This window comes from Pseudoalteromonas luteoviolacea (genome assembly GCF_001696455.1).
Classification (GTDB): Bacteria; Pseudomonadota; Gammaproteobacteria; order Enterobacterales; family Alteromonadaceae; genus Pseudoalteromonas; species Pseudoalteromonas luteoviolacea_C.
In genome coordinates this window covers 482663-506652 of record NZ_MAUJ01000003.1, presented here as the reverse complement: position 1 = coordinate 506652, position 23990 = coordinate 482663, and the positions used below count along the sequence as shown (strand labels likewise).

21 protein-coding genes and 1 tRNA gene are annotated in these 23990 nt (G+C 42.7%); 15 read left to right on the top strand and 7 right to left on the bottom strand.

What is annotated here, in order from left to right; genetic code table 11:
• Positions 1 to 79 precede the first annotated feature (79 nt).
• Positions 80 to 154 (bottom strand) — tRNA-Thr (locus A7985_RS12870).
• 315 nt (positions 155 to 469) lie between these two features.
• Between A7985_RS12870 and rtcR the strand changes: the two genes are divergently transcribed.
• Together rtcR and A7985_RS12860 are read left to right on the top strand one after the other, a co-directional pair.
• Positions 470 to 2071, top strand: coding sequence for an RNA repair transcriptional activator RtcR (gene rtcR / locus A7985_RS12865; protein ID WP_176716739.1), 1602 nt, complete (start codon positions 470 to 472; stop codon positions 2069 to 2071).
• A gap of 95 nt (positions 2072 to 2166) precedes the next feature.
• Positions 2167 to 3606, top strand: a complete 1440-nt coding sequence (locus A7985_RS12860; protein WP_065790853.1) for a metallophosphoesterase — start codon at positions 2167 to 2169, stop codon at positions 3604 to 3606.
• A 53-nt stretch (positions 3607 to 3659) separates the two neighbouring features.
• Here the strand turns inward: A7985_RS12860 and A7985_RS12855 are convergent, their stop codons facing one another.
• Complete coding sequence (locus A7985_RS12855) at positions 3660 to 4157, bottom strand: DUF6702 family protein (protein WP_065790852.1); 498 nt, start codon at positions 4155 to 4157, stop codon at positions 3660 to 3662.
• A gap of 501 nt (positions 4158 to 4658) precedes the next feature.
• On the opposite strand from A7985_RS12855, the gene A7985_RS12850 reads away from it, so the two are divergent.
• From A7985_RS12850 to A7985_RS12835, 4 genes are read left to right on the top strand one after another with little or no spacing between them, the layout of a single operon-like run.
• Positions 4659 to 4895 (top strand): hypothetical protein, encoded by a 237-nt coding sequence (locus A7985_RS12850; RefSeq protein ID WP_063377991.1) that lies wholly within the window; start codon positions 4659 to 4661, stop codon positions 4893 to 4895.
• A gap of 55 nt (positions 4896 to 4950) precedes the next feature.
• On the top strand, positions 4951 to 6168 hold the full coding sequence (locus A7985_RS12845; RefSeq protein ID WP_065790851.1) for an exonuclease SbcCD subunit D C-terminal domain-containing protein: 1218 nt from the start codon (positions 4951 to 4953) through the stop codon (positions 6166 to 6168).
• Positions 6168 to 9821 (top strand): AAA family ATPase, encoded by a 3654-nt coding sequence (locus tag A7985_RS12840; protein WP_065790850.1) that lies wholly within the window; start codon positions 6168 to 6170, stop codon positions 9819 to 9821. The genes A7985_RS12845 and A7985_RS12840 overlap by 1 nt, the downstream gene beginning before the upstream one ends.
• Positions 9822 to 9871: 50 nt before the next feature.
• Positions 9872 to 10543, top strand: coding sequence for a class I SAM-dependent methyltransferase (locus A7985_RS12835; RefSeq protein WP_065790849.1), 672 nt, complete (start codon positions 9872 to 9874; stop codon positions 10541 to 10543).
• A 14-nt stretch (positions 10544 to 10557) separates the two neighbouring features.
• Here the strand turns inward: A7985_RS12835 and A7985_RS12830 are convergent, their stop codons facing one another.
• Complete coding sequence (locus A7985_RS12830; RefSeq protein WP_065790848.1) at positions 10558 to 11118, bottom strand: DUF6942 family protein; 561 nt, start codon at positions 11116 to 11118, stop codon at positions 10558 to 10560.
• Positions 11119 to 11233: 115 nt separating this feature from the next.
• Here A7985_RS12830 and A7985_RS12825 point away from each other — a divergent pair, with 115 nt between their 5' ends.
• The 3 genes from A7985_RS12825 to A7985_RS12815 all read left to right on the top strand — a co-directional run bounded on the left by A7985_RS12825 (position 11234) and on the right by A7985_RS12815 (position 15594).
• A complete protein-coding gene (locus A7985_RS12825; protein WP_065790847.1) occupies positions 11234 to 11782 on the top strand; it encodes a lipocalin family protein in 549 nt (182 codons plus the stop codon).
• A gap of 142 nt (positions 11783 to 11924) precedes the next feature.
• Positions 11925 to 13874: an alkaline phosphatase PhoX gene (locus A7985_RS12820; RefSeq protein WP_065790846.1), complete on the top strand. Its 1950-nt coding sequence runs from the start codon at positions 11925 to 11927 to the stop codon at positions 13872 to 13874.
• Positions 13875 to 13941: 67 nt separating this feature from the next.
• Complete coding sequence (locus tag A7985_RS12815; protein ID WP_065790845.1) at positions 13942 to 15594, top strand: hypothetical protein; 1653 nt, start codon at positions 13942 to 13944, stop codon at positions 15592 to 15594.
• Between the two features lie 715 nt (positions 15595 to 16309).
• On the opposite strand, the gene A7985_RS12810 is transcribed toward A7985_RS12815, so the two are convergent.
• Positions 16310 to 16645, bottom strand: coding sequence for a DUF3325 domain-containing protein (locus A7985_RS12810; protein ID WP_081310553.1), 336 nt, complete (start codon positions 16643 to 16645; stop codon positions 16310 to 16312).
• Positions 16642 to 18231 (bottom strand): PepSY-associated TM helix domain-containing protein, encoded by a 1590-nt coding sequence (locus A7985_RS12805; protein ID WP_065790844.1) that lies wholly within the window; start codon positions 18229 to 18231, stop codon positions 16642 to 16644. Before A7985_RS12805 ends, A7985_RS12810 begins: the two co-directional genes overlap by 4 nt.
• A gap of 656 nt (positions 18232 to 18887) precedes the next feature.
• On the opposite strand from A7985_RS12805, the gene A7985_RS12800 reads away from it, so the two are divergent.
• From A7985_RS12800 to A7985_RS12790, 3 genes are all read left to right on the top strand, one after another.
• A complete protein-coding gene (locus A7985_RS12800) occupies positions 18888 to 19454 on the top strand; it encodes a uracil-DNA glycosylase family protein (RefSeq protein ID WP_065790843.1) in 567 nt (188 codons plus the stop codon).
• A gap of 112 nt (positions 19455 to 19566) precedes the next feature.
• Positions 19567 to 19953, top strand: coding sequence for a hypothetical protein (locus tag A7985_RS12795; RefSeq protein ID WP_065790842.1), 387 nt, complete (start codon positions 19567 to 19569; stop codon positions 19951 to 19953).
• Positions 19954 to 20302: 349 nt separating this feature from the next.
• A complete protein-coding gene (locus A7985_RS12790; protein ID WP_065790841.1) occupies positions 20303 to 20797 on the top strand; it encodes a DUF2314 domain-containing protein in 495 nt (164 codons plus the stop codon).
• On the opposite strand, the gene A7985_RS12785 is transcribed toward A7985_RS12790, so the two are convergent.
• Complete coding sequence (locus tag A7985_RS12785) at positions 20794 to 21276, bottom strand: GNAT family N-acetyltransferase (RefSeq protein WP_065790911.1); 483 nt, start codon at positions 21274 to 21276, stop codon at positions 20794 to 20796. The genes A7985_RS12790 and A7985_RS12785 overlap by 4 nt on opposite strands.
• A 104-nt stretch (positions 21277 to 21380) precedes the next feature.
• On the opposite strand from A7985_RS12785, the gene A7985_RS12780 reads away from it, so the two are divergent.
• The 3 genes from A7985_RS12780 (at position 21381) to A7985_RS12770 (ending at position 23489) form a co-directional block, all read left to right on the top strand.
• Entirely contained in the window at positions 21381 to 22286 is a 906-nt protein-coding gene (locus A7985_RS12780) for a LysR family transcriptional regulator (RefSeq protein WP_065790840.1), read from the top strand.
• Between the two features lie 115 nt (positions 22287 to 22401).
• On the top strand, positions 22402 to 22929 hold the full coding sequence (locus tag A7985_RS12775; RefSeq protein ID WP_065790839.1) for a chalcone isomerase family protein: 528 nt from the start codon (positions 22402 to 22404) through the stop codon (positions 22927 to 22929).
• A complete protein-coding gene (locus A7985_RS12770) occupies positions 22926 to 23489 on the top strand; it encodes a DUF3833 family protein (RefSeq protein ID WP_065790838.1) in 564 nt (187 codons plus the stop codon). Before A7985_RS12775 ends, A7985_RS12770 begins: the two co-directional genes overlap by 4 nt.
• A 119-nt stretch (positions 23490 to 23608) precedes the next feature.
• On the opposite strand, the gene A7985_RS12765 is transcribed toward A7985_RS12770, so the two are convergent.
• Entirely contained in the window at positions 23609 to 23926 is a 318-nt protein-coding gene (locus A7985_RS12765) for a hypothetical protein (RefSeq protein ID WP_065790837.1), read from the bottom strand.
• Positions 23927 to 23990: the final 64 nt, after the last annotated feature.

Below are 23990 nucleotides of genomic sequence, written 5' to 3'. Positions count from 1 at the left end.
AGTGGCGGCTACTTGCATAATTCAGCGCTTTTCAGCGCAGTTAAATGTAAAAACTAATAATGTTTCTATCTTTTACTTATGGTGATTAGAGCGGGAATCGAACCCGCAACAAACGAATTACAAATTTCGTGGCTCTACCATTGAGCTATCTATCAAATAAGGGGAGTCGAACCCCACACTTAAAGTGTTGCCATTGTCAGTATCCATTACTGAAGTAGTTGATCTCGGAATACGTGCTTACAGAGTAAGTCGCACCGCGGTGTTATTTAGAAACACGCTATCAAACTACGAGCTTGATATATCAATTGACGTGCCAAAGGTTTTTAAAAAGTTGAAAATTGTTTTTAATAATTTGATTTTAAAGATAAAAATTAATTTTTATTGAGTCGGAGTGTCTATTTCTAATTGCGTTTGAATCATAAAAATGATTCCATATAGATATTATTATATCTATATGGATAGGTGTGCTTTGAAAAAAGTTGTGGCTGTAAGCTTGCTTGGTACGCAATTAGACGCTATCGGTAAACGGGTTGATCGTTGGCATCGCTGGCGTCCAAATATTTCATTGGTAAGCCAAGACGATTTGATCATAAATCGCTTGTACCTGCTGCATGGTAAGCAGAGTACACGTTTAGCAAATAATGTTGCCGTTGACATTGAGACCGTATCACCCGAAACAACCGTGCATTTGGTTGAAGTCAATTTTGACGATCCTTGGGATTTCGGTGAGGTATACGCTAAATTGTATGATTTTTGTCGCACACTTGAGTTTGATTTGGATGCGCAAGAATATCTTTTTCATATCACCACGGGCACTCATGTCGCACAAATCTGTAGTTACTTGTTAACGGAAAGCAGGCAGTTTCCGGGGCGTTTGGTACAAACATCACCCGACCCGCACAATGAGAATAAGTCAGTGGGACAAGTGCAGACCATTGATTTAGACCTTTCAAAATATGACCAATTGGCTGAGCGTTTTGATATTGAGCGCCGTCAAGGTGAGAGCTTTCTCAAAGGGGGAATAGAAACTAAAAATAGCGCGTTTAACCGTTTGATTGCCCAAATTGAAAAAGTTGCCATACGTTCTACGGCGCCCATTTTATTGACTGGCCCAACGGGTGCCGGAAAAAGCCAGCTTGCCTCGCGGATTTTTCAGCTTAAAAAACAGCGTAAAACCTTGCAAGGTGAGATAGTGATTGTGAACTGTGCAACGCTCAAAGGTGAAAATGCGATGGCAGCCCTCTTTGGACACACCAAAGGCGCGTTCACCGGGGCCTTGCAGGCGCGAGACGGTTTTTTAAAAGCGGCGGATCAGGGACTCTTGTTTTTGGATGAAGTCGGGGAACTTGGGCTTGAGGAGCAAGCGATGTTGTTGCGTGCGATTGAGAATAAGCAATTTCACCCTGTGGGCAGCGATCTAGAAGTGACGAGTGAATTCCAGCTGATTGCGGGTACTAATCGGGATTTAAAAGCGTGTGTATTAGAGGGAACATTCAGAGAAGACTTACTTGCTCGTATTAATCTCTGGACCTATCAGCTCCCAGCTTTAAAAGATAGGCGCGAAGATATTGACGCTAACATTGATTTTGAACTAGACAAATACAGCCAAGACCAAGGCCGAAGAGTGCGCTTTAACAAAGAGGCAAGGGCCGCTTATCTGGCATTTGCACATAGTGTGAAAGCCACATGGCAAGGTAACTTTAGGGATTTGGGATCGTCGATGATCCGTTTAGCCACGTTGGCCGATTCTTCGCGGATCAGCAAAGAGGATGTGGCAGAAGAGATCAAGCGGCTTGAGAGTGATTGGCAAACGAGTCAATCATTGCAGCATGGATCTTGCTTATCGTTAGTAATGAGTGACGAGCAAATTTCTCAACTAGATATGTTTGATCGTCAGCAATTAGAGTATGTAGTCACCGTATGTTTGCAAAGCCCTAGCATGGCTGCCGCTGGGCGCGTAATGTTTGACGTTAGCAGGACTCAAAAAGCCACCAGTAATGACTCAAGTCGGTTACAAAAGTACTTGGCCAAGTTTGATATTAAGTGGCGAGATATTGCAGCGGCAAAATAATGCGTGGTGTGTAAGTAAGCTTTTGTAATACCCCTTTACAGAGGTTTTACTACACTAAACAAGGAATTAGTGACGCGATTAGAAGGAAAACGACAATGCGATTCGTCAGTATGATATTGGGATTGGCTATTTTGGCTGGTTGCAGCAGCCAAAAGCCCTTAAAAAAAGCTGAAGTGATCACTGCTTACGCGATGCTTGCGCCAAGTAACCAAGGTGACACACTGCTTTATATTCGGGCCATAATACCCGGGATCCAAAATCAAGCAGCGCTTTGCCCAGAGCTTGAAGACTCAGAGGGCAAGCGTAGTAAAATGCGTATTCGAGGCATGCATCCAGGCGTGAACTTCCCTATTACAGTGTGTGAAGCACGCGTATCTGAAGGGCAATCTTACCTTGTTGGTGGCACACAGCTTAAATTCGAGGCAATGACGCTCAATCCAAAACGTATCCAAGTGTATGGTGACTCGGGCTGTAAAGCGCATGTCTGTGATGGCAACGGGCCTGCTGAGCCATTTAAAACACTCATTGATGAAGGTGCCAAGCGTGAAGTAGACCTGTTGTTGCATATGGGTGATTACAACTATCGCGGTACCAGTGGCAGCATTAGCAAAGGGGTTTACGCGTATGATGCGGGGGATGGGGGTTATGGCGGAAAAACCTGTGGCCTAGAAGAAACCTACTACAGCCAAAATGCGACAGGCAGCCCAAAACCCGATACATGGCGTGCATGGCGAGCTGACTTTTTTAGCTCTGCCGATGCAATTTTAACCAAAGCACCTTGGGTATTTGCAAGAGGGAATCATGAGCTGTGCAGTCGAGCTGGGCTTGGTTGGTTTTACTTTTTTGGCCCCGGCTCAAGTGTAGAAAGTGGCATTGCTCAACGGGCTTGCCCAGCCCAAGGTAGTTTTTCTAACCCTCCTACGACAGCGGTATCCTCAATTGCGATGATTGACCCCTATATGTTGAAACTTGAAAAGCTTAATATTTGGGTGCAAGACACCGCGAATGCGTGTGATGATAGATTCTCTAACGATTTGACTGCGCAGTATCAAGCGCAATATGAAGGGTTACAAAAGTTTGCCAGTAAACATCCCGATAAGCCAATATGGACAGTGACACACAGGCCACTTTGGGGAGTGAATAATGTGGCCACCGACAATACTTTAAATATCATGATGCAGCGCGCTTTAGCCAATACGCCGTTAGGTCGTTTACCTGAGCAAGTGGCTTTGCTTTTATCTGGTCACATGCATATTTATCAGTCTTTGAGTTTTGATAAACAGTACAAACGCCCGCCACAAATAGTGGTTGGAAATAGTGGTGTTACCCTAAGTGAAGAGCTGCCATATACTAATTTTGAGGCTGTTGTGGACGGGTTAGAAGCCAATGGTAATGAACAGGCGAGGTTTGGCTTTTTAGAGCTAGAGCTGGACCGTTATACGGGTTGGTACGGGCGCTTTTTTGATGAACAAGGAGAGGCTTTTTTACGCTGCGACTCGCAGTTTTCTGCGCGTGGTGAGCAGGTGTGTCAGTAATTGAATAAAAGGGGCACAACGCCCCTTTTTAGCGTAAGGTTATCAATCAGGGGTCAATCAAACTCGACCGTCAACCAATTATCATCTTTGTCAAAATGCATCGTTTTGACCTTGCCAATGCCTCTAAAATTCACCAAGTTAATTTGGTCGGGCCAAATATCTCTTAAGGCCCCGTGGCGCATTTGTAGCCCTTTAAGTGGTGTGCCTTTGGCAAACTGTGCTTCTTGATAAACCCATAGGTACTTAGCATCTATTTTTACGGTCGCTGCCGATAATGCCAAAGCTTGTCCGCTAAGCCGTCTGAGTGAAGCATGTGTGTAGACATAATCAGCAAATGCTTGTTGAACTCTGTCATTGTGGTACACATTTTTGTGCTCATTGAACAGGTGTACTAAGGCATGCTCAAGATCATGCAGATGAAAGCGATACTCAATTTGAATATTTCCTTGCTCTGGAAATATGTTTGCTGTTGCTATTGATGCTTTTAATTTGTGCGCTTGAGCTGAATTTGCCAACATCAAGCAGAGCCCGGCGAAGAGCCAAGTTCGCATAAAATAACTCCTTCTCAGGATTTGATAGTGTTTACTCACTTACCTATAGTCTACTTTATTTTAATTATTGTGGAGAAGGATTATTGTGGTTTTTTATTGAATAGGGAAGTAAAACTGTCGACTTTTTGACCTTTTTAGCAATGTCTACAATTTAATTTTTATCTCTTGCTGTTATTTTACGTAATAAATTCAGTTGGGTATTGGTAGTTGGTAAAAATTTGTACAACGTTAAAAGCGGTTCAGAAGTGATTCAGTAAGGCAAAGCTAGGCTTAAAACTGACCAAAGTGATGATAAATTAGCAATTTGACGGGTATGCCAATTGTGCATTTTTCAAATTTATTGTCTCTATTTTGAAAAAAAATTCAAAAACCCTAATAAGACTGTTGATATTTGGTTGGAATTATCATTAAAATCGCGCTCTTTCTCATTTTGGGTAAAACTGGCGTTAGTTTTGCTCATTTATTAATACCCGTTTATCAAAAAGAAATGTGGTGAGCAGTATGGACTTTTACATACTAAAAAAACAAGAGAAGCTGGTTGCGATACCTGCTGACGAACAAAACTGTAAAGAGTACCTTGAAAACGGTTACTGTTATGTTGATAAAGTGGCTGCATGTAATGAACGTTCAGCTATCAAGCGTCTAGAAGCGAAACAAAACAAGCTTTATCGTGCGCCTATGCTGTTGCTACTTGCTTTACCTGTAATAATTTTTATGTGGTGGCGTTTGAGCTATTAATAAATAGCCCCAAGCAATGTTATATTAGCGTTCCTAAATAGGAAAGGAACGCTGCATGAAGGTTGTACACACGTCTGACTGGCATCTCGGTCAACAATTTTATGAACACAGTCGCTATACTGAGCATCAAGCATTTCTAGATTGGCTTTGCCAAGAGCTGGTGCTGGTTGAGGCTGACTTGCTAATCGTCAGTGGTGACATATACCATACTGCAACACCTCCTGCGGCTTCCGAGCAGCAGCTATACACCTTTATTAAACAAGTAAAAACCCTTTTACCAGACTTACATATCGTCATTATTGCCGGTAATCACGACTCGGCAAACCGCATTGAGACGGCTAAGCCTTTGCTTCTTCAGTTTGACACCCATGTCGTCGGGCGATTTGATAAGCATAACCCACACGAGGTGGTTAAAACTCTGACAATGCCAGTGGGCACAGTCAATGTTGTGGCCATGCCATTCTTACGCAGTGCCGATATTACCCATTTAGATAATGATCAAAGCAGCTACGCCCATGCGGTTAAGTTGGCTTATGACAGTGCGTACGCATCAATTGGTGAAAGAGATGCCCCCATCATCGCAATGGGTCACTTACATGCTAAGGGTGGAGACATCTCTGGTGATTCCGAGCGCAACATTACCATTGGCGGGTTTGATTCAATCCATGCAGATGTGTTTGGCGAGTTACCTGATTATGTCGCTTTAGGGCACTTACATAAAGCGCAAAAGGTGGCAAACAATGACTGTATTCGCTATAGCGGAACGCCTATGCCTATGTCTTTTGCTGAGCGGAACTATAAACATCAAGTTGTACTTGTTGAATTTGAAAAGTCAGAAGTTAAGGCTGTGTCTGCCCGGTATGTGCCAAGGCACAAAGAGGTTATTCTGCTTCCCGAAAAAGGAGGTGCGACTTTGACAGAGCTTTGTGAAGCAATAAACGCGCTTGATTTGCCTGACAGTGAAAGCGCCCCCAAGCCCTATTTGCGTTTACGTTTAAATGCCAATGAAACGGACAGTCAATTCCGTCACAAAATTGAACAGGCTTTAGAAAATAAACCTGTGCACTTTTGTGGTATTGAGCGTGTTACTCAACAAGCGTTAAATGAAGATGAAGTTGTTTTTGAAGATTTAGGGAAAGTCTCAGAGCTTGCGCCAGCAACCTTACTGGAATTAGCATATAAAGAGCAAGTCGACCCGCAAGGAGCGCCATCAAGCGCACTCCAAAAATGCCTGGAAGAGGTTTTGGTTTCGTTGAGTGAGTGCGAGAAATAATGAAAATATTAACAATCAAAATCCAGAATCTGGCGTCTTTACCCAAGGCCGAGATTGATTTTACCACTGCACCTTTAAAAGATACCGGATTGTTTGCCATTACTGGCGAGACGGGCGCTGGTAAAAGTACCATGTTAGATGCGATATGTTTGGCCTTTTATGGCAAAACCGCGCGGCTAAAGTCGGACTCTAAAAACAAAGTAGAATTTAATGGTGACGATATTAAACTCAATGACCCGCGTCACTTGTTGCGTCGCGGCACAGTGTCTGGGTTTGCCGAGGTTGGTTTTGTTGGACAAGATGGGGAGCGTTACCTTGCTCGCTGGCAAGTGGCCAGAGCACGAAACAAAGTTGATGGCAGGATAAAAGACGCTGAACATGTGGTACTCAGGTTACATGATGAACAGGTCTTGGCGCAAAAAACAAAAGCGAAGCAGCTTTTACAGCAGTTATTGGGGCTGAATTTTGAGCAATTTACCCGTGCGGTATTGCTCGCCCAGCATGATTTTGCCGCATTTTTAAAAGCCAATGCGGATGAGCGGGCTCAGTTATTAGAGTGTTTAACGGGTACGGAGCAATTCAGCCACGTTGGCAAAGCCATTTATGAAGCCCACAAAGGTAAACTTGAAACGCTGGACAGATTTAAACAAAAAATCGGCGATATCGTACTTCTGAGTGATGAAGAACTGGCTGATAAACACACCCAACTAGCGCACCTAAATGCGCAACAAAACACCCTCAAAGGTGAGATCAAAGCGACAGAGCTGCAATTGGCTTGGTATGTTACACAACACAAGCTACAGCAACAGCATGATGAGTTAGCAGAGGAAGTTTCTATCACTGAGGCTGAGTTGTCCAAGCAACAAAGTGAATTTAAACGCGCTAAATTGGCGTTGGTCGTTCAGCAAATTGCAGATAATCGAGCGCAAAAGTCGCAAACACAACAGGTGCTGCAACGGGGTCAAGAAGCAATCGAAGCGCTCTCACAAATTGACTTACAGCCACAAATTGCGTCGCAAGAGCAAGCGCTACTATCCGCAAAGGAAGTTGTTAGCAGTGCTCAAGAAGCCCTCGTAAAACATGGTCCTGATATTTTACGTGTTAGAGAGCTCGACAGTATTTGTGCCGAACATTTTGCACTTGCAGAGCAACATCGAAGCCAGTTAACTCAACTGCAAAACTCAGAGAAAAATCATCTCGCTGAACATCAAGCACTGAACTCGCAGATGAAGAGCTTAACGATGCAGCATGACGAAACCAAAGCATCGTTGGCTGAGCAACCTGCCCTGTTTGAACTAACAGAGCATTGGCAAGAGATCCATGAAGTATTACAACAGTACTTGGTCGCATTTGATGAACAAAGCGAGATTGTCGGTGCACAACAGTCTATAGATTCTCAGCTAAAGGCTGCTCAAGCTGCATTACAAACCGCAGAGCCCAAGTGCAAAGAACTTGAACAGAGTTTAGATCAAAGTCAGGTTGAGTTTACTCAGATCCAGCGAGAGCTAGCTGAACTAGATTATGAGCAATTGCAATTTCAAAAGTCACAGGTGCAAAAAGCTCAGCAAGCGATTGTGCAGCAAACTCAATTGGATAATGAGTTGCTTCAATTGCAAACCCACATTGACAGCCTCAGACATCAGCAGCACAGTGCAAATGTTCAACGTAAAGACGCAGAGCATCAAGATGAATTGACAAGGCAGCAGTTACTCATCACACAAGATAACTTGCATCAAGTAAAGCTGCGTGCGAGTGACAATATCAGTGCATTAAGGGCACAGTTAGAGCACGGTAAAGAGTGTGTAGTGTGTGGTGCAACTGAACACCCTTATCATGTCGACCATATCGACACGCATTGGCAGCAGTTGATCAACGACTTTGAAAGTCAGTATCAAGCAGCTGAACAAGCGCGTGCTCAAACACAAACTCGCTATCATGAGGTGGTGTCCCATTTAGAGCAAGTTAATGGGCAATTGCAGGCCTCATTGCAACAAAATGCACAGATTATGCAAAAGCAACAGGCAAACAAAGCACTACTTCATGATCTGCCTTCAACTTTTGCTGATGCGTCAAAGCATGAATTGCAACTGCTTGAAATAGAGGAACGATTATCGAGATATAGCGTGCTGAGTAAAGCACAACAACAGAAGTTTCAGGCACAACAAGCACTACAACAACAATTAAACACCGTGCGTGCAACTTTGAGTCAACATCAAGCTCAAGTCCAAGAGTATACGCAGTTATTAACCAGCAAGGCACAGCGTAATGAAGCGCTGATTACGCTAGCTCAAAGTCTGAAAGCACGTATTTCAGAGGTGTACTCTGAGCCTCAGTGGTTATCATCGTTTGAATTGGAACCACATAAGGCCACGGAAACCCTAGTGAATGAAGTACAGTTACAGCAGCAAAAAATCAGTCAACTAAATCAACTAGGGCAGAATATCACCGAGATTCAACCTAAACTTCATGCTAAAGAGCAGTTACTTGCACAAGTTAAACAACAAGTTGCGGATGTATCTGTACTACTTTCACAGCAAGTTGCATTGTGTGACACAACAAAAAATAAGCGAGCATCTGTATTACCGCTTGAGCATAACGCGGATCAATGGCAGCAGCAATTGCAGGCATCAGAAGCCACAGCACAAGCACAATTGCAGACACAAAAGGATAGGTTGCAGCAGCTACTTAAAGAGCAAGATGAGCATGCGCTCAAGCTAAAGCACCTAACAGCGCAATGTCAGGAGTATCAAGCTGCTCTCGACGATAACCAAGCACGGTTTTTGACTTGGTTGAAGGGAGTAACGGAGCAATATAACGAGCTTAATGAGGCGTTAGTTGATGAATTACTTTCGCTTCAAAAATCGCAATGGCAACCGTTAATTGAACAGGCGCAAAAACTCGAGTCTAAGTTGGTAGAAAAGCGTTCTCAGTTGCAACATGTAGACAAAAATATGGCAGAGCATTGCGCGATAGAGAGCCCAGAGCAAAGCCAAGATGAACTGAATGAACAGCTAGCGTCATTGTGTCAGCAGCAGGAGGCACTCAACGGACAACTCATCACATTGTCGGTGAGCTTACAAACGCATCATGACAACGTTGAAAAAATACGAGTCCATCAAGGTGAACTGCTGCAATTACAAAATGACTACGAAAATTGGCACCTACTCAATCGATTATTAGGCGATGCGACAGGTAAGACAATGCGTAACTTGGCGCAGACGCAAACGTTAAAAATTCTCCTTCATTATGCAAATCACCACTTGAGTAGCTTATCTCGGCGCTATCGGTTGACCGTGATCGGTCAATCTTTAGAAATAGCCATTGTCGACAGAGATATGGCTGATGAACAGCGCAGCGTCAATACGTTGTCTGGTGGTGAGTCATTCTTAGTATCGCTCGCTTTGGCGCTGGGACTGGCATCTTTATCCTCTAACCAGGTACAAATCAATTCGCTGTTTATCGACGAGGGTTTTGGTACTTTGGACCCAGAAACACTCAGTGTGGCGTTGGACGCATTAGATGCCTTGCAATCGCAAGGAAGAAAAGTGGGCGTGATTTCCCACGTAGCGCAAATGACCGAGCGGGTAGCGACACAAGTTCAAATCAAGAAGCAAGCTGGTGGGTACTCGACCGTGATGACCCACGAATGTTGATAGTGAAGTGAATATCGGCTGGGATTGACCCTATAAATAAGGAGAGAAAAATGCCAACTTTTACAGGTGAAGAAGCGCTCAATTATGACCAGCGAATTGGCAAACTGGTACCAGGTTATGCGCTATTACATCAAATTACGGCCGCTCAGCTTAGCGTGACTTTGGCGCCTGATGCGACCATTTTGGTGGTTGGCGCAGGTACGGGCCGTGAAATTATAGAGCTTGCGGCGCAGCATCGAGGTTGGCATTTTATCGCGCAGGATGTGTCTGCGGATATGTTAGAGATAGCAGATCAGAATTTTACTAACTTGGGTATTGCCGATCGTGTAACGATTCATCATGGTAAAGTCACTGACAATTTGTTTACAGCGGATGCCGCATTGTGTTTACTGGTGATGCATTTCGTTCAGGACAATGGCGACAAAGATGATTTACTCGCACAGATTAGCCGCAATCTCAAGCCCGAAGGCAGGCTTTATTTAGCTGACCTGATGACGCCTGAGAGTGGCTTTGAGCGTGAGGCTCAGTTTCTGTTTTGTCATACCGCGTTGGGGTTGACTGAACAAGGCGTCGAAAAAATGCGCCGTAACTTCGTCGAGGAATTTTATCCTATTGGCTTAGAGCGCTTAAATACGTTACTCGATAAGGCCGGATTTTCGACACCATTGGTGTACTTCAAAGCGCTGGGCTTTAGCGCTTTTAGTAGTCACAAGTGTATTTGATAGGTGCTGTCTGCCTAAGTATATTGATGCGTAGCCCCTCTCCCGCCTCTAATTAAAGTAACCAACTTAGCAATTTTTATGTTGCTAAGTTGTCTGTAATCAAAGTATGGGCATACTATCAATCTATTCACTTCATCAAGTGCAAACTCTTCATCTAACCAAACAAGTGAGTTGGTAAAAATCTGATCTTTTAATAATTGTTTTGCATAAGTACGACCAGCGATGATATGCCAGCTATAGTTGTTTTGCGCTAAATCTGGCGGACTGAATATCAGTGCCTCTTGGCTATGGGCCTGCAATAAGGTGCTATCGCGATAATCTTGCCACCGTTTATCTGATTTATTTAACCTAGTAAAATTGTGATCTGGATGACTCAGTTCGGCGATGAATTTACTAAAAACGTTAAAGACTTTACGCCACCCATTACCGCATTCTTGGTTGATATATGCTATCTCACCTGACTGTAACGGTATAATTTTATTGAGGTTTTTGTATTCTTCCAAAGGAGGTCTATTTTCTACATAGACGGCCAATAGGCCACGAGTGGCGCCAAATCCTTGAGTTGGTATTTTCATGATCTATGATTTATTTCAATGGCTTATGTTTTTCAGTGAAGCGATCGCATGCGGAACTAGCGCCGTATGAAATGATAGCAATACTGTAGATTTAATCAGAATCATGGAGTCTATCATGTTGAAAGGTCAATTATTAAGGATTGTTTTTGTTGTCTGGGTTGGTGTGAGTGTGATTGGCTGTACAGGCCTCCCAGAGGGAGTGCAGCCCGTTAAAAGTTTTGATGTTCAAAGTTATCAAGGCGTATGGTATGAAATTGCAAGGTTAGACCACCGCTTTGAACGAGGCATGGACAGTGTAACGGCAACGTATGAGGTACAACCTGACGGCACTGTAACCGTACTCAATCGAGGTTATGTGGTTGAAGATGGTCAGTGGAAACAAGCAGAGGGCGTTGCGAAGTTTGTCTCAGATCCTACTTTAGGTCATCTGAAAGTGTCGTTTTTTGGCCCTTTCTATGGCAGTTATGTGGTTTTTAAACTAGACAAAGAGAACTATGAATATGCTTACGTCACGAGCTATAACAAAGATTATTTGTGGCTGTTATCTCGAACGCCCAAAGTCTCAGAAGCTGTCTTGAAGGACTTTCAAAACACGGTAAAGGAACTTGGTTATTCTGTAGATGAGCTCATTTATATGAAGCATACTGCCGCGATGAAATTGTAAGCCCCCTTTACAGTTGCATTAAATCAGTCACTTTTTTGTCGGAAAAGTTTCATAGATCATAAACTCTAATGTCATTTCCTCCGGTCAGGCTATGTCCGCTTATAAATAAACCCAATGTAGCAAACTAATCGGAGTAATAATAATGAAGCGCATAGCCTATTCGTTAATTGCCAGTGCTGTTGTTCTGGCCTTGACTGCTTGTGATGGAGATGACGGTGCACAAGGTATTCAGGGTGAACAAGGTGTTCAAGGTGAAACGGGACAAGCTGGTAGCAATGGCACAAATGGCAAGGATGGAGCAAATGGTACCAATGGGTCGAATGGTACTGACGGCCAAAACGGTGTGGATGGTCAGAACGGTGCCGACGGTCAAAATGGCGTTGACGGCACAGATGGTATAAATGGGGGCTCTGGCCTTGTACGTATTGCAACGGTACCAACGGGTTCCGAGGTAACTGGACTATTTTTGACTGAGCAAGGCGACTTATTCTTTAATGCGCAACACCCAAGCGACGAAAACACAGCGGTAGACGCACTTAACAATCGCCCATTTAATACGGGCACAGTGGGTGTGCTAACAGGTGTTAACTTTAACGAGCTTCCTCGCAACTTGGTCAACGCGCCTCTACACGAGACTGAGTTTGAAGCACAAACAGTCGTTACCGCTATCGGCCAATACCAAATTCTAGGTCAAAGTGGTGATACATATGCCGACTTAGGAGAAGATGGCTTAGCGGGTGGTTTAGGTGTTATTTATGGTATGACTTCTGGCCAAGAAATCATTAAAAATGACATGCCTGATTTCAATGGTTTTATTTTTGAGTCTGAAAACTCAGGTTACTTATTTACTAACTGGGAAGACTACCCAGGTGGCATGAGTCGCTTGAAAATGAGCAAGAGCGAAACAGGTCGTTGGAGCGTTGAACAGGCGATGATGATCGATTTTGATGCGGTGAAAGGCACCGCAGCAAACTGCTTTGGCTCAGTATCTCCTTGGGGCACACCGCTGACTTCAGAAGAGTGGATTGTTAACTCAACTGTGGATACCACAACAAGCCCTGATTGGAATGCACCAGTTGTTAGTACCCGATTGCAGCAATTCAGAGACTTCTTAGCACCAGAGTCACCAAATCCTTACCGTTATGGCTATATTGCAGAAGTGAAATCTCCGCTTTCTGATACGCCAGTCGTAGAAAAACACTACACCATCGGTCGCTATGAGCACGAAAATGCGGTTGTGATGCCTGACCGTCGTACTGTTTACTCGTCTCAAGATGACACAGGTGGTGTACTATTCAAATTCGTTGCAGATAACGCTGAAGACTTAAGTTCAGGTACGCTATATGGCGCTAAATTGACACAGGATAAAGGCCTTTCAGATCCTGCTGTAACTGGATTCGACGTTGAGTGGGTTGAGATTGCCACTGGCACAAATGCGGCGATTTTAGAATGGATCAGCGAGTACGATGGCATTGCGCCGGACAGTTATGTGGATGGTCAAACGAACTACATCTCTATGGAAGATGTACAGGCATGGGTAGACGGTAAAGCCACTTACCCGACCGCTGAAGAAGGCGGTTCTCCAGTTACAGCTGGTAAACCGATGGATGACCGCGTGGCATTCCTTGAAGCGCGTCAAGCGGCACGCCTCAAAGGTGCTACAGCAGAGTGGCGTAAGTTAGAAGGTTTGGCAATTAACCATGATCGTGTATTGGAGGCGGTTTCAGGTCAAGACGTGATCAAAGGTGAGATCGTTGAAAAAGCATACTTATATATTGGTATTGCTGATATCGACAACACTATGATTGATGGCGAAGGCGATATTCAACTTTCTTCACGCGTTAAAGATTGTGGGGGTGTTTACCGTGCACATATCGATGAGAATTACAGCTTAACGCGTATCGAACCTGTGGTAATGGGCTCCACTTATCGCTCTTCATTAACGTCAGATGTTCGTTGTGACGCAAGCCAGTTGGCACAGCCTGACAACGTTATTGTTATGCGTGACGGACGAATTTTAATCGGTGAAGACCACAGCGCATCATGGAAGTACAACAATACATTGTGGATGTATGACCCGAAATCAAAATAATAACAACTAAAAACCAAAGCGGTGCTGAGGCACCGCTTTTTTCGCATTAAAAATGGAAGTCATACAAATGCAACACCAATTACTTATTACTACCATTACGTCAGCCCTGCTTTTAAGTGGGTGTTCTGACATGCCACAGCAGAGCAAAATTTTACCAACTGAGGTTGCAGAAAAAGTCGCCAAGGCACCATATAAATCGGGTGACGACATCCCAGCTACAGCCTATATTGAGCATGAAGAAGTTTATAACCCCGAGTCGGTGATCCCACCTCAGTGTTACACTAAAACCGATGGGGTTAATAACCCATGCTATGCATGTCACCAGTCATATCATGAACAGAAAAATCGCCCTAATGTAATGAATGATGGTGACCTTCAAGGTGATTATGAATTCTCAGATCTCGGTTTGACTAACCATTGGAAGAACTTATTTATTGACCGAACAGAGCTTATTAAAGAGATCTCAGATCAAGAAATTACTAACTGGGTAGAGCAGGATAATTACAGCCCATTCATAGAAAAGATTTCTAAAAATGCGGCTTGGAAAGGTGAGATAACACCAATTAAAGATTTAGCATTTCCTGAAAAAGCGTTTGATGAATTGGGGTTTGCTCGTGATGGCAGTGGTTGGGTCGCCTTTAACTACAAGCCTTTTCCCAGCACATTTTGGCCAACGAATGGCTCAACGGGTGATGTGATGATCCGTCTGCCTCGCGCGTTTCAAACCTTAAATGGCGCGTATAGCCAAGATGTTTATCTTGCTAATTTGAGTTTAACAGAGTTGGCTGTAAAAGGGTTAAAGGAAATCAGTGTGCCTCAAATCTCTGAACAACGAGTTGGCCAAGATCTCAACGGTGATGGAAAGCTGACGAATGTCTCCAAAATTATTACACAGCCTAAGTATGTCGGAGACAGCGAGGAAATGTTAGCACATATGCTTTACCCTGAAGGTACGGAGTTCTTGCATACAGTACGCTACTTGGGTGTTGACGAGCGTGGTGAAATCTATAATGCACCGCGACTCAAAGAGTTGCGCTATATGAAAAAGCATAACTTCAAGTCCAATCAGGAAATCGCGGCTTCCTACTATCGAGAAGCAAAAGAGAAAGAGTTCGAGAAAATGCCTGTGACCATGTACTTAGGAGATAGGGGCGTCAATAATACATTCGGTTGGACCATCAATGGCTATATTGAAGACAGCAATGGCGAGTTGAGACCACAGCATGCGCAAGAACTCGCCTTTTGTAATGGTTGTCATAAAACGGTTGGCTCCACCTACGATCAAACCTTTTCATTTGCCCGAAAGGTAGAAGGTGCTGAAGGATGGGGTTACATCAATCTGCGCACGCAAAAAGATGTACCAAATGTGGGAGAGCAGCAAGGAGAATTCTTAACCTATATGGACCGAGTCGGCGGCGGTGATGAATTTCGTCAAAACCAAGAAATGCTAAAAAAGTGGTTTACTGGTGGCAAAGTCGATATGGAAAAAGTGCAATCTGCGGTTAACTTATATGAGTTGATCACACCATCAAAACAGCGCGCACTTGCATTGAACAAGGCTTACCTAACGATTGTAAAGGAGCAAAGTTATTTATTTGGTCGTGACGCAACGTTAGTAAAAGCGAAGAACGTATTGCAGCAAGTAGACGACGCTCAAGCGCCCCTAAAAGAAAGCAAGCAATTTGCTTGGGATATGCAATTAGACTGGTCAAAAAACTAAATTTAGGTGGGGAGTGAGCTCCCCCTTCTTTCTTCGCCCAGATTAAACATGGCCATTAGTGGGTCGTTTAATTTGAGATCAGGATTTTACTTACATTGACTTAGCGACTCTGTTAATCAGCTGTGTGGTCATGGCACCAAAATAAAGAGTTCATCTATATTAAAATCAATTATTTAAGCTCCAATTTCTCGAAGATTCAATCACTAAAAATGCAGTTTTAATGTATGCCTTATTACTCAGAGATCACTAATTTACTAAGTTAGGGGTATTCAGATCGTGATTTTACTAACTTGGTGGCGCTTAGTTGGTAAAAACATGGGTTGGTATTAGACAGATCACATTTTTACTAACATAGAGTGGCTAAAGTGATAGAAATAGCCCCTTGATTTGTCATGTTTTACTAGAAAATTATAATTCATTTGTACCTATAGTTGTTTGAGATCATGATTTTACTAACCAAAAGGTTGAAATCGCCGACTAGAGATCACCTTTTTACCAACATATATCTTAGAGATCGTATTTTTACTAACTTAGGTATCCAATTCGGAGAAAATAGATCACGTATTTACTAAGTCAAAGGCATCAAATTACGTAGAGATCAGCTTTTTACTAACTTTGTTGACGGATTTTAAGAGGGCGCTGAGAAAATAGAGAGGTAAAGGTAGTAAAATCGTGATCTGAGCTGCAGATAAGGCGCTATCTGCAGCTCAGGCATTTAAAATACCAGTCCAGATACGACCACAATCAAACCAGACAAGGGAAGTAGGTATAAAAGTGATCTCATCCAATTGGGTTGATAAGTTAAACACACAGCAAGGAGTAAAACGGATAGGGCCATTTGTCCACAGAACATCAAGCTACCGTACCCTACCCCTTGAGAAAGGTTAACGATAAAACTTAGTAAAATAATGATCCATCCACTTCTGTTAAAACGCTGGGTTTGCACTTGATTCGGCCTCGTGCCAAAGACGCTCTTGTAGTGTGCTGTTTTGGTCATTGCAAAAGCGTAAAAAGCCCCTAAGCAAAGGAGCATTGCGAAGCTATACATCATGCGCGCTGCTCCGCGGTTGCTCGGGGGGACTTATTTACAACGCGTTTGTTGACAGTCACCTTCGCAGCAAGTTTTTTTGCTTGTAGGTAGAACACCAACGCGGTTGCAATAAATGCTAAATCAAAACTGGCCAAGATCCACTTACCATCTAGGATATACGTCACCAAATTACCGTCAGTGGTAAGTGCATTACAAACGGGCAGTAACAACCAAACAACTGCATTGCTGTATGCTAGCCAATGCCATGCACGTTTATCTCTGAATACACAAGTGAACAACGCGGTCGCTAACCAAACTAAAAAGAAGGTCAGAACTTCGTTATCAGCCCTTGCTACCATATCTGCTGGCAATAATCGGTTTGCGTAAAAGAACCCCGCGGTTGCCAACGGCAATCCCATTATCGTAGCGACATTCAGTGTTTCAACAAGCTTCAGTCCAAAGCTTGCGGTTTGAGTTGGTTTTAGACGTTCTCTGATACGTTTTGCCCACATGATACAGCCACTGGCAATCATGATGCAGCCGGCAATACCGCAGATGAAGTAAAGCCAACGCAGGCCTGGGTGAGCAAGTCGGCCACTGTGTACTGCTATCATACCGCCGTAAAGCACTTCTGCGTTACTAGGATCGAGACGAGCCGTTTTAAGCAATTCTCCGGTAGTACCTGAATACTGCCAATATGGGTATTCATCTCGAATTAAAGTGCCATTATCGCCGTAAATTTTGATATTAACTGCAGCATTACTAGGGTGATCAACTATGACGCGTTTAATTTTTTGCTCTGGCCAATTTTGATAAAAGTGAGTGAAAGCCGCTGTAAACGCGGGATAGTTAACCTTTATATCGGATGCGTCAATGCGCTGTCTCTCTGGATAAAAATCTGCTCTAAATCCTTTTAGCCCGTCTTCATATAGCGTTTCAGCAGGGTTTGGAAATAGCATAAATATTAAGGTGATCAGGCCTGTATAGGTGATCATTAGGTGAAATGGTAGCGCCAATACAGATGATAGATTATGCGCATCTAGCCAAGCTCTAACGCCCTTTTGGGGTCTAAATTGGAATAGATCTTTAAAAATACGTTTGTGTATGACAATGCCCGAAATAAGGGCTATCAGCATAAACAAAGATGCAAAGCAAACGAGCCACCTCGCAAGCTTTCTATCCATATAGTGTAAATCGAAATGGAGGCGATAGAAAAAGTTGCCGCCTTTGGTTTCAATCAACCCCTCAACTGGAGAGAGGGTATTGGGATCGAGCCGCTCATCAATCCATTTATCTCGTTTACCTTCTCCTTGAGTGTGTCGGTGCGATACTTGAAGCTCTGGTTGCCTATTTGATGGTAGCCCAATCCACCATCTATTAGCTTCTGGTGCGGCCCTGTCTAAATACTTTAACCCCGACTCTATGAGTGTCTGTTGCTGCTGCTTGTTATGGTCAATGCTATGGACTGCAGGCTGATTCCATAAGCTAATTTCATGGCGGAAAAAGCTAATAGTACCTGCAAAGAAAATTAAAAATAATAGCCAACATAGTAGTAAACCTACCCAGGTGTGCAGCCAAGTCATTGAGCGAAAAAAGCTCTCTTTCATATTCCCCCCTGGATATATCGAGTCAGTAAATCCAATCCTAAAATACTTAACACCAAAGATGACCAAATCCATCTTTGAGAGCGAACGCCAAATACTGCGATAAAAATGCAGCTGTAAATTAATATACTGGCGCAAACACTGTATAAGACAGCGTCTACCTTTGTGGTTGGTATAAGTAAACTAAGCAGAGCTACGCTGTATGCAGTAAAAAAATAACCGCCAAATATTGCAGCGCAAAATCGGGACAATACGCTTAGCCGATATCTAAGAGTCAAGGCATTGTCTGCTTGTGACATAATGTTCCTAGTGTTTTTTCTGAGATCCTTGATTATCCACGAATAGTTTTGCAAATGACAGTAATTATCATTGCTAAATGCGTTAAAGTGACGTTTGAATGAGTTGGAATTTTTATATTAAAATTTTTGCTACATGTGGAATACATGACGAGTTAATTGGTAGTAACATAGTTTTTTGTGAAAATAATTTATTTTCACTAGTTTACTGAAGTAGTTGAGAAAAAGTTTTTAAGGATTAAAGTTGGGGTGAATTCACTTCATAAGAAATTTTTTTGTAAGAACTCAGGTCTTGCTATAACGAAGACTAAATCATTTTTTGGGTAATGAAAGCCATTCAATGTGGTGACAAGGCATAATTTGATGAATTTGCTTGATGAAATTAATAGTTGCCGTCTGTGCTATAAGCAGTTTGGCTTTGAGCCCCGTCCAGTGGTGCAAGGTGCGAACGCTGCAAAAATACTCATAGCCGGGCAAGCGCCGAGCCTGAGTGTGTATAAAACTGGTAAACCCTTTAACGATGCAAGTGGTAAACGTTTGAGAATGTGGTTGGGAGTAAGTGAGGAACAATTTTACGACCCAAACTTATTTGCAATTGTGCCGATGGCTTTTTGCTATCCCGGAAAAGGAAAAAGTGGAGACAATCCTCCCCCCAAAATATGTGCGAAAACTTGGCGAGAAAAAGTACTGAACGAATTTGTGAATGTTGAACTGACTATTCTGATCGGCCAGTATGCGCAATCATATCATTTAGAGGATTTCAATAATGTGACGAAAAGCTCGCAGCAATGGTCAAAATATTTGCCTTCAAAAATCGCGATACCGCATCCAAGTCCGCGTAACTTTCATTGGTTGAAAAATAACCCATGGTTTGAGACCGATGCAATTCCTGCATTAAAAGAGCGGGTTGAAACCATAATAAATGACTAGCTCAGACTAAGATATAAACCTAAAGGAGTTGCCAATTTGACTTACTTCTACCATAATCGCTTCATACGTAGCGGTTTACAAAAAATAACAATTTAATTCAAGGGAACTGAAAATGATTTATCATATATCGGGATGGAGCTCGGTACTTATTTCAATATTCGCTATCTTTCCAAGCTACCAACCGGGTGCGAATTCCGTCATTGGCTTTTATCTTTGCTTATTTGCATTGCTTGTCGCGGCATTTGCCAGTCATTTAGGACATGTCCTTTATTACCGGGTTGTGTTTGCTTTGTCTGTTGTTAATGTACTTTTCGTGAATGATGGAACCAATATCGCCTTACTAACCAGCCAAAATAACTGGGTTTACATAGGGTCTATGTATGGCATTTATATTGTTGTGAGTAGTATCTGTGGGTTTTTAGTGAGCCGAGAAGATTTACTTGGTAACAACCTGCGTAGAAAGCAACAGAAGCGCCAGCAAAAGCATACTGCTCTGTAACACATAGATAATTAGTACTTTTGTAAAAGCATGTAAATGTGCAGCTTTTTGCATTTTTACAATCTCATTGACATTGTTATAGCAGTTCTCCTTTGCAATTACACTTAAAGGCTGAGTACTTTGAGGGACGGGCGTAACTTGCCTAATTGTTTTCTTCTTATCCATATTATTTATCTGAAATAGATACGTATTTTATTACGTGATTTCATTTGCCTTCACTACACTTGTTTTATGATCCATAAGAACTTTATCTTGATAATTCAGGACAGCTGTCAACACACAAAGAATGTTTAAATTTGCTGCTAAAGCAAGCTTTATAGCTGATGAATCTTGTTGTTAAGGAGCCGATATGTATTGGGGTTTACTCTTTGTTGCTTTACTTTTAGGGCTATGGCTACATTATCGATATAGCTCGTCGTCAGAAACGTTTCCGCCGCTGGAGACTGACCCCGATGATCCTCTGGTGTTAGAGGCCGTTGAACTAGCAAAAGCATCGATAGATGAATTCAAAGCGCTATTTTTAAAATATCCCAAAGATGCCTTTGTGAAACTGGGCTTTGAAAGTGATCATGGCGTAGTGGAACATTTAGGCGCGCATGTCGAAACGATTAAAGGGAATGAAGTGAGTGTGTTTCTTGTAACGCCCCCAATTACACACAGTGGAAAGATGGCGCACAACTTTGTATGTCAACTCGATGACATCGAAGATTGGCAAATCACAGATGATGTGGGCAATATTTATGGTGGGTATATTCAGCGCGCTATGTTCACGATAGCGCAGCGAGACGGTATTGATTTACCGCCTGAATTGAATGCGATGAAGGAGAAGTACATCGACCTTTAAGGCTGCTGTGCAAAATCTTTAAGTGCTTGTCCTGTTAACCTGTATATGATCCACTCGTCTTGTGGTTCAGCGCCAATACTTTGGTAGAAGTCGATAGCTGGCTTATTCCAATCTAAAACAACCCATTCGAATCGGCCACAGTCTTTCTGTACAGCAAGCTGTGCTAAGTGTTTCATTAATGCTTTACCAGCCCCTGCGCCACGTTTGTCTTTTGCAACATATAGGTCTTCGAGGTATAGGCCGTATTTGCCAAGCCAAGTTGAGTAGTTAAAGAAATACACTGCAAATCCAATGGCTTCACCATCTTGTTCGCATATCACCGCATGTGCTCGTACATCCTCTCCAAACAACTTAGTTTCGATTTCTTGTACTGTGTTTAGAACGGCATCTGGCTCTTTTTCATATATGGCTAGCTCGTTAATAAAGTGCAGTATTGTTGCGGCATCTTGCTTTTGTGCTGGGCGTATCGTTAAGTTCATATTTGATCGTTCTCTGTAAAAATTGACTTCGTTAGACATCAGTGTAATGTGTAGTTGTTCATGAATAAAGTGCATGTTATGCACATACTATATGCATACAATACATGAGTAACATACCCAATATCGATTTAAACCTACTGAAGTTATTTGCTGTGCTTTACGAGACAGGCTCCGTAACGCAATCTGCCCAAATATTACATATGAGCCAGTCTGCATGTAGTCATGCATTAACTCGCTTAAGAGAGCGCCTGAATGATGAGCTATTTGTCAGAGTTAATAACCAAATGTTGGCGACCAATTATGCGCACCGGCTTGCTGATGAAGTGCTTCCCGCATTAAACGTCATTACTCAAGGGTTAAAAGAATCGAAGGATTTTGATCCTGCTGATAATCATCGCTTTACAATCGCCGCGACAGATTATACGGCGTGGTGCTTAAAACCTTTTTTAAGTGATTTATTGAAGCAATTTTCTAATATTTCAGTACAAGTTATACAGCTGGAGCAGCGCATTCCAACCTTGGCTCTTAAAGAACTGAAGCTAGACATTGTTTGTGGGTTTGAGCATAAACAAGAAAAATCAGAGAGCTTAGCTCAGCTCGATTGGTTTGAAGGGGAATATGTTACGCTTTGCTGCCAGCATACTAAACCCCCTTTAAACTTGACGATGAAAGAGTTTTTAAGGCGTGACCACGTACTCATTGCACCTTGGAATGAATCTCGTGGCATTGTTGATCGAACCTTGGCACAGCAAAAAAAAGTGAGGCGGGTGATATTATCAACACCTCATATGTTGAGCGCACCAGTCTGTGTCCAAGACACTGATTGGTTGCTCACGATGCCTGCGAAATATGCTAAGCAAATTGCACCGAGATTGAACTTAGCAATCCACTCTCCCCCTTTAAAGGTACCCAATTACCACGTGAAGTTGTACTGGTACCGTACTCGACATCATGACCCTAAGTTACAGTGGTTCATTGAGCAGTTTCGACAGTTTCACAACTTAAATTAGGATATAAAGTAGCACTAAGTTCTAGAAAACCACACAACATGCATCGATGTGAATAAAGTGAACGGAATCATTCTTGTGCTCGTATAAGCGTAAAAGCGATATACATGGACTTAAAATGATACAAGTTAAACTGGGTGTGTTCACGCTACTGATGCTTTTTAGTTGTTTTGTAAACAGTACAAGCTTTGACGTCAAAAACATTAAGAATGGCATGACACAAGTCGGGCAAACAGCTCGAATGACTTACCTTTTCTGGGATGTGTACGACATCAGTTTGTATACATCGAGTGGAAAATATGAGCCGTTAGCACCTTTCATATTGCAGCTCACGTACCTAAGAGATCTGAGTGGAAATGATATTGCACAGCGCTCTTTAGAAGAAATGGAGAAACAAGGTTTTCAGAATGAAGAAATCGGTCAGGTATGGCTCGAAAGAATGAAGCGTATCTTCCCCAACGTAAAAAGTAATTATTCGCTGTATGGCGTGCGGACTGCAAGTGGTACGACACAATTTTACAATGCTGAAGGGTTGTTAGGTGAAATTGAAGACCCGCTATTCACAAAGTGGTTCTTTGATATATGGCTTGGCAGCAAGACCTCAGAACCTAAGATGAGACGCACGTTATTGGGAGAAAAATCATGAAGTTGTTTGTAATCGCTACATGTCTTTTGCTAATCACGGCATGCAAGTCATCGATAAAGAGTAATGAATACCAATCGATGTCACCGAATATAGATGTGTTTGGGTTTTTTGAAGGACAGGTATATGCGTGGGGCATTGTACAAAATCGCAGTGGGCAGTTGGTTCAAAGGTTTAAAGTCGACATTAAAGGTGTAATCGGACAGGACAACGTGCTCGAACTAGATGAAACGTTTACATACGGTTATGGAGAAGGTGTTAAGCATCGAATATGGCGTATCTCACGGCAAGAGCGAGGCTTCATAGGCAATGCTAATGACATCGCTACTCAAGCGGTTGGTGATGTATTTGGTAATGCATTGCGATGGCAGTACGAAATGGACTTACCTGTAGATGATACTACATATCGAGTGGCATTCGACGATTGGATGTGGGCTTTTGACCAATGCACGCTAATGAATCGCTCATACATCAAAAAGTTTGGCTTAGTTGTCGCTGAGGTGACAATATTTATGCAGAATCAAGAACAATCGCTTGGATGTACAGGGGGTTTACACCCTTAATCTTTACTAGTGATTGCTCGAAGGCGTGTTCATACCTTGAAGCGCCTTGCTCTTATAACGTAACAAATACAGGTCCTAAACTTGTGGCTCTCTGTTTACTGTACAGATGCCCATTTTGTTTACAACTTTCCTTCCATATAGCGATCAATCTCATGTGCTATATGTGTCTCTATCTCTTCCTCTAAATCCGCTTTTGACGTATTGTGCATTTCAATGACGCGAATAGCTTGATCGACTTTTAATAGTTTATTTTTAAGTCGGTATTCCCATTCGGGTAGTGTTTTGTCATATCTAGGAACAACGCTGACGATGGCAAAATCATTTTGCCAAGGCGACGTATTTTCTTTTTGGCAAAATGCTTCTATGTGGTCTTTACCTTGCGGCCCCATGCATCCAGGTTCGAGGCGCAACTGGATACAAACCTGTAAATCACTCATAAACTCTCCTCATTTCATCGTTTATTTGAGTCTAGCTATTTTCATCAAAATTTAAAACACCAAG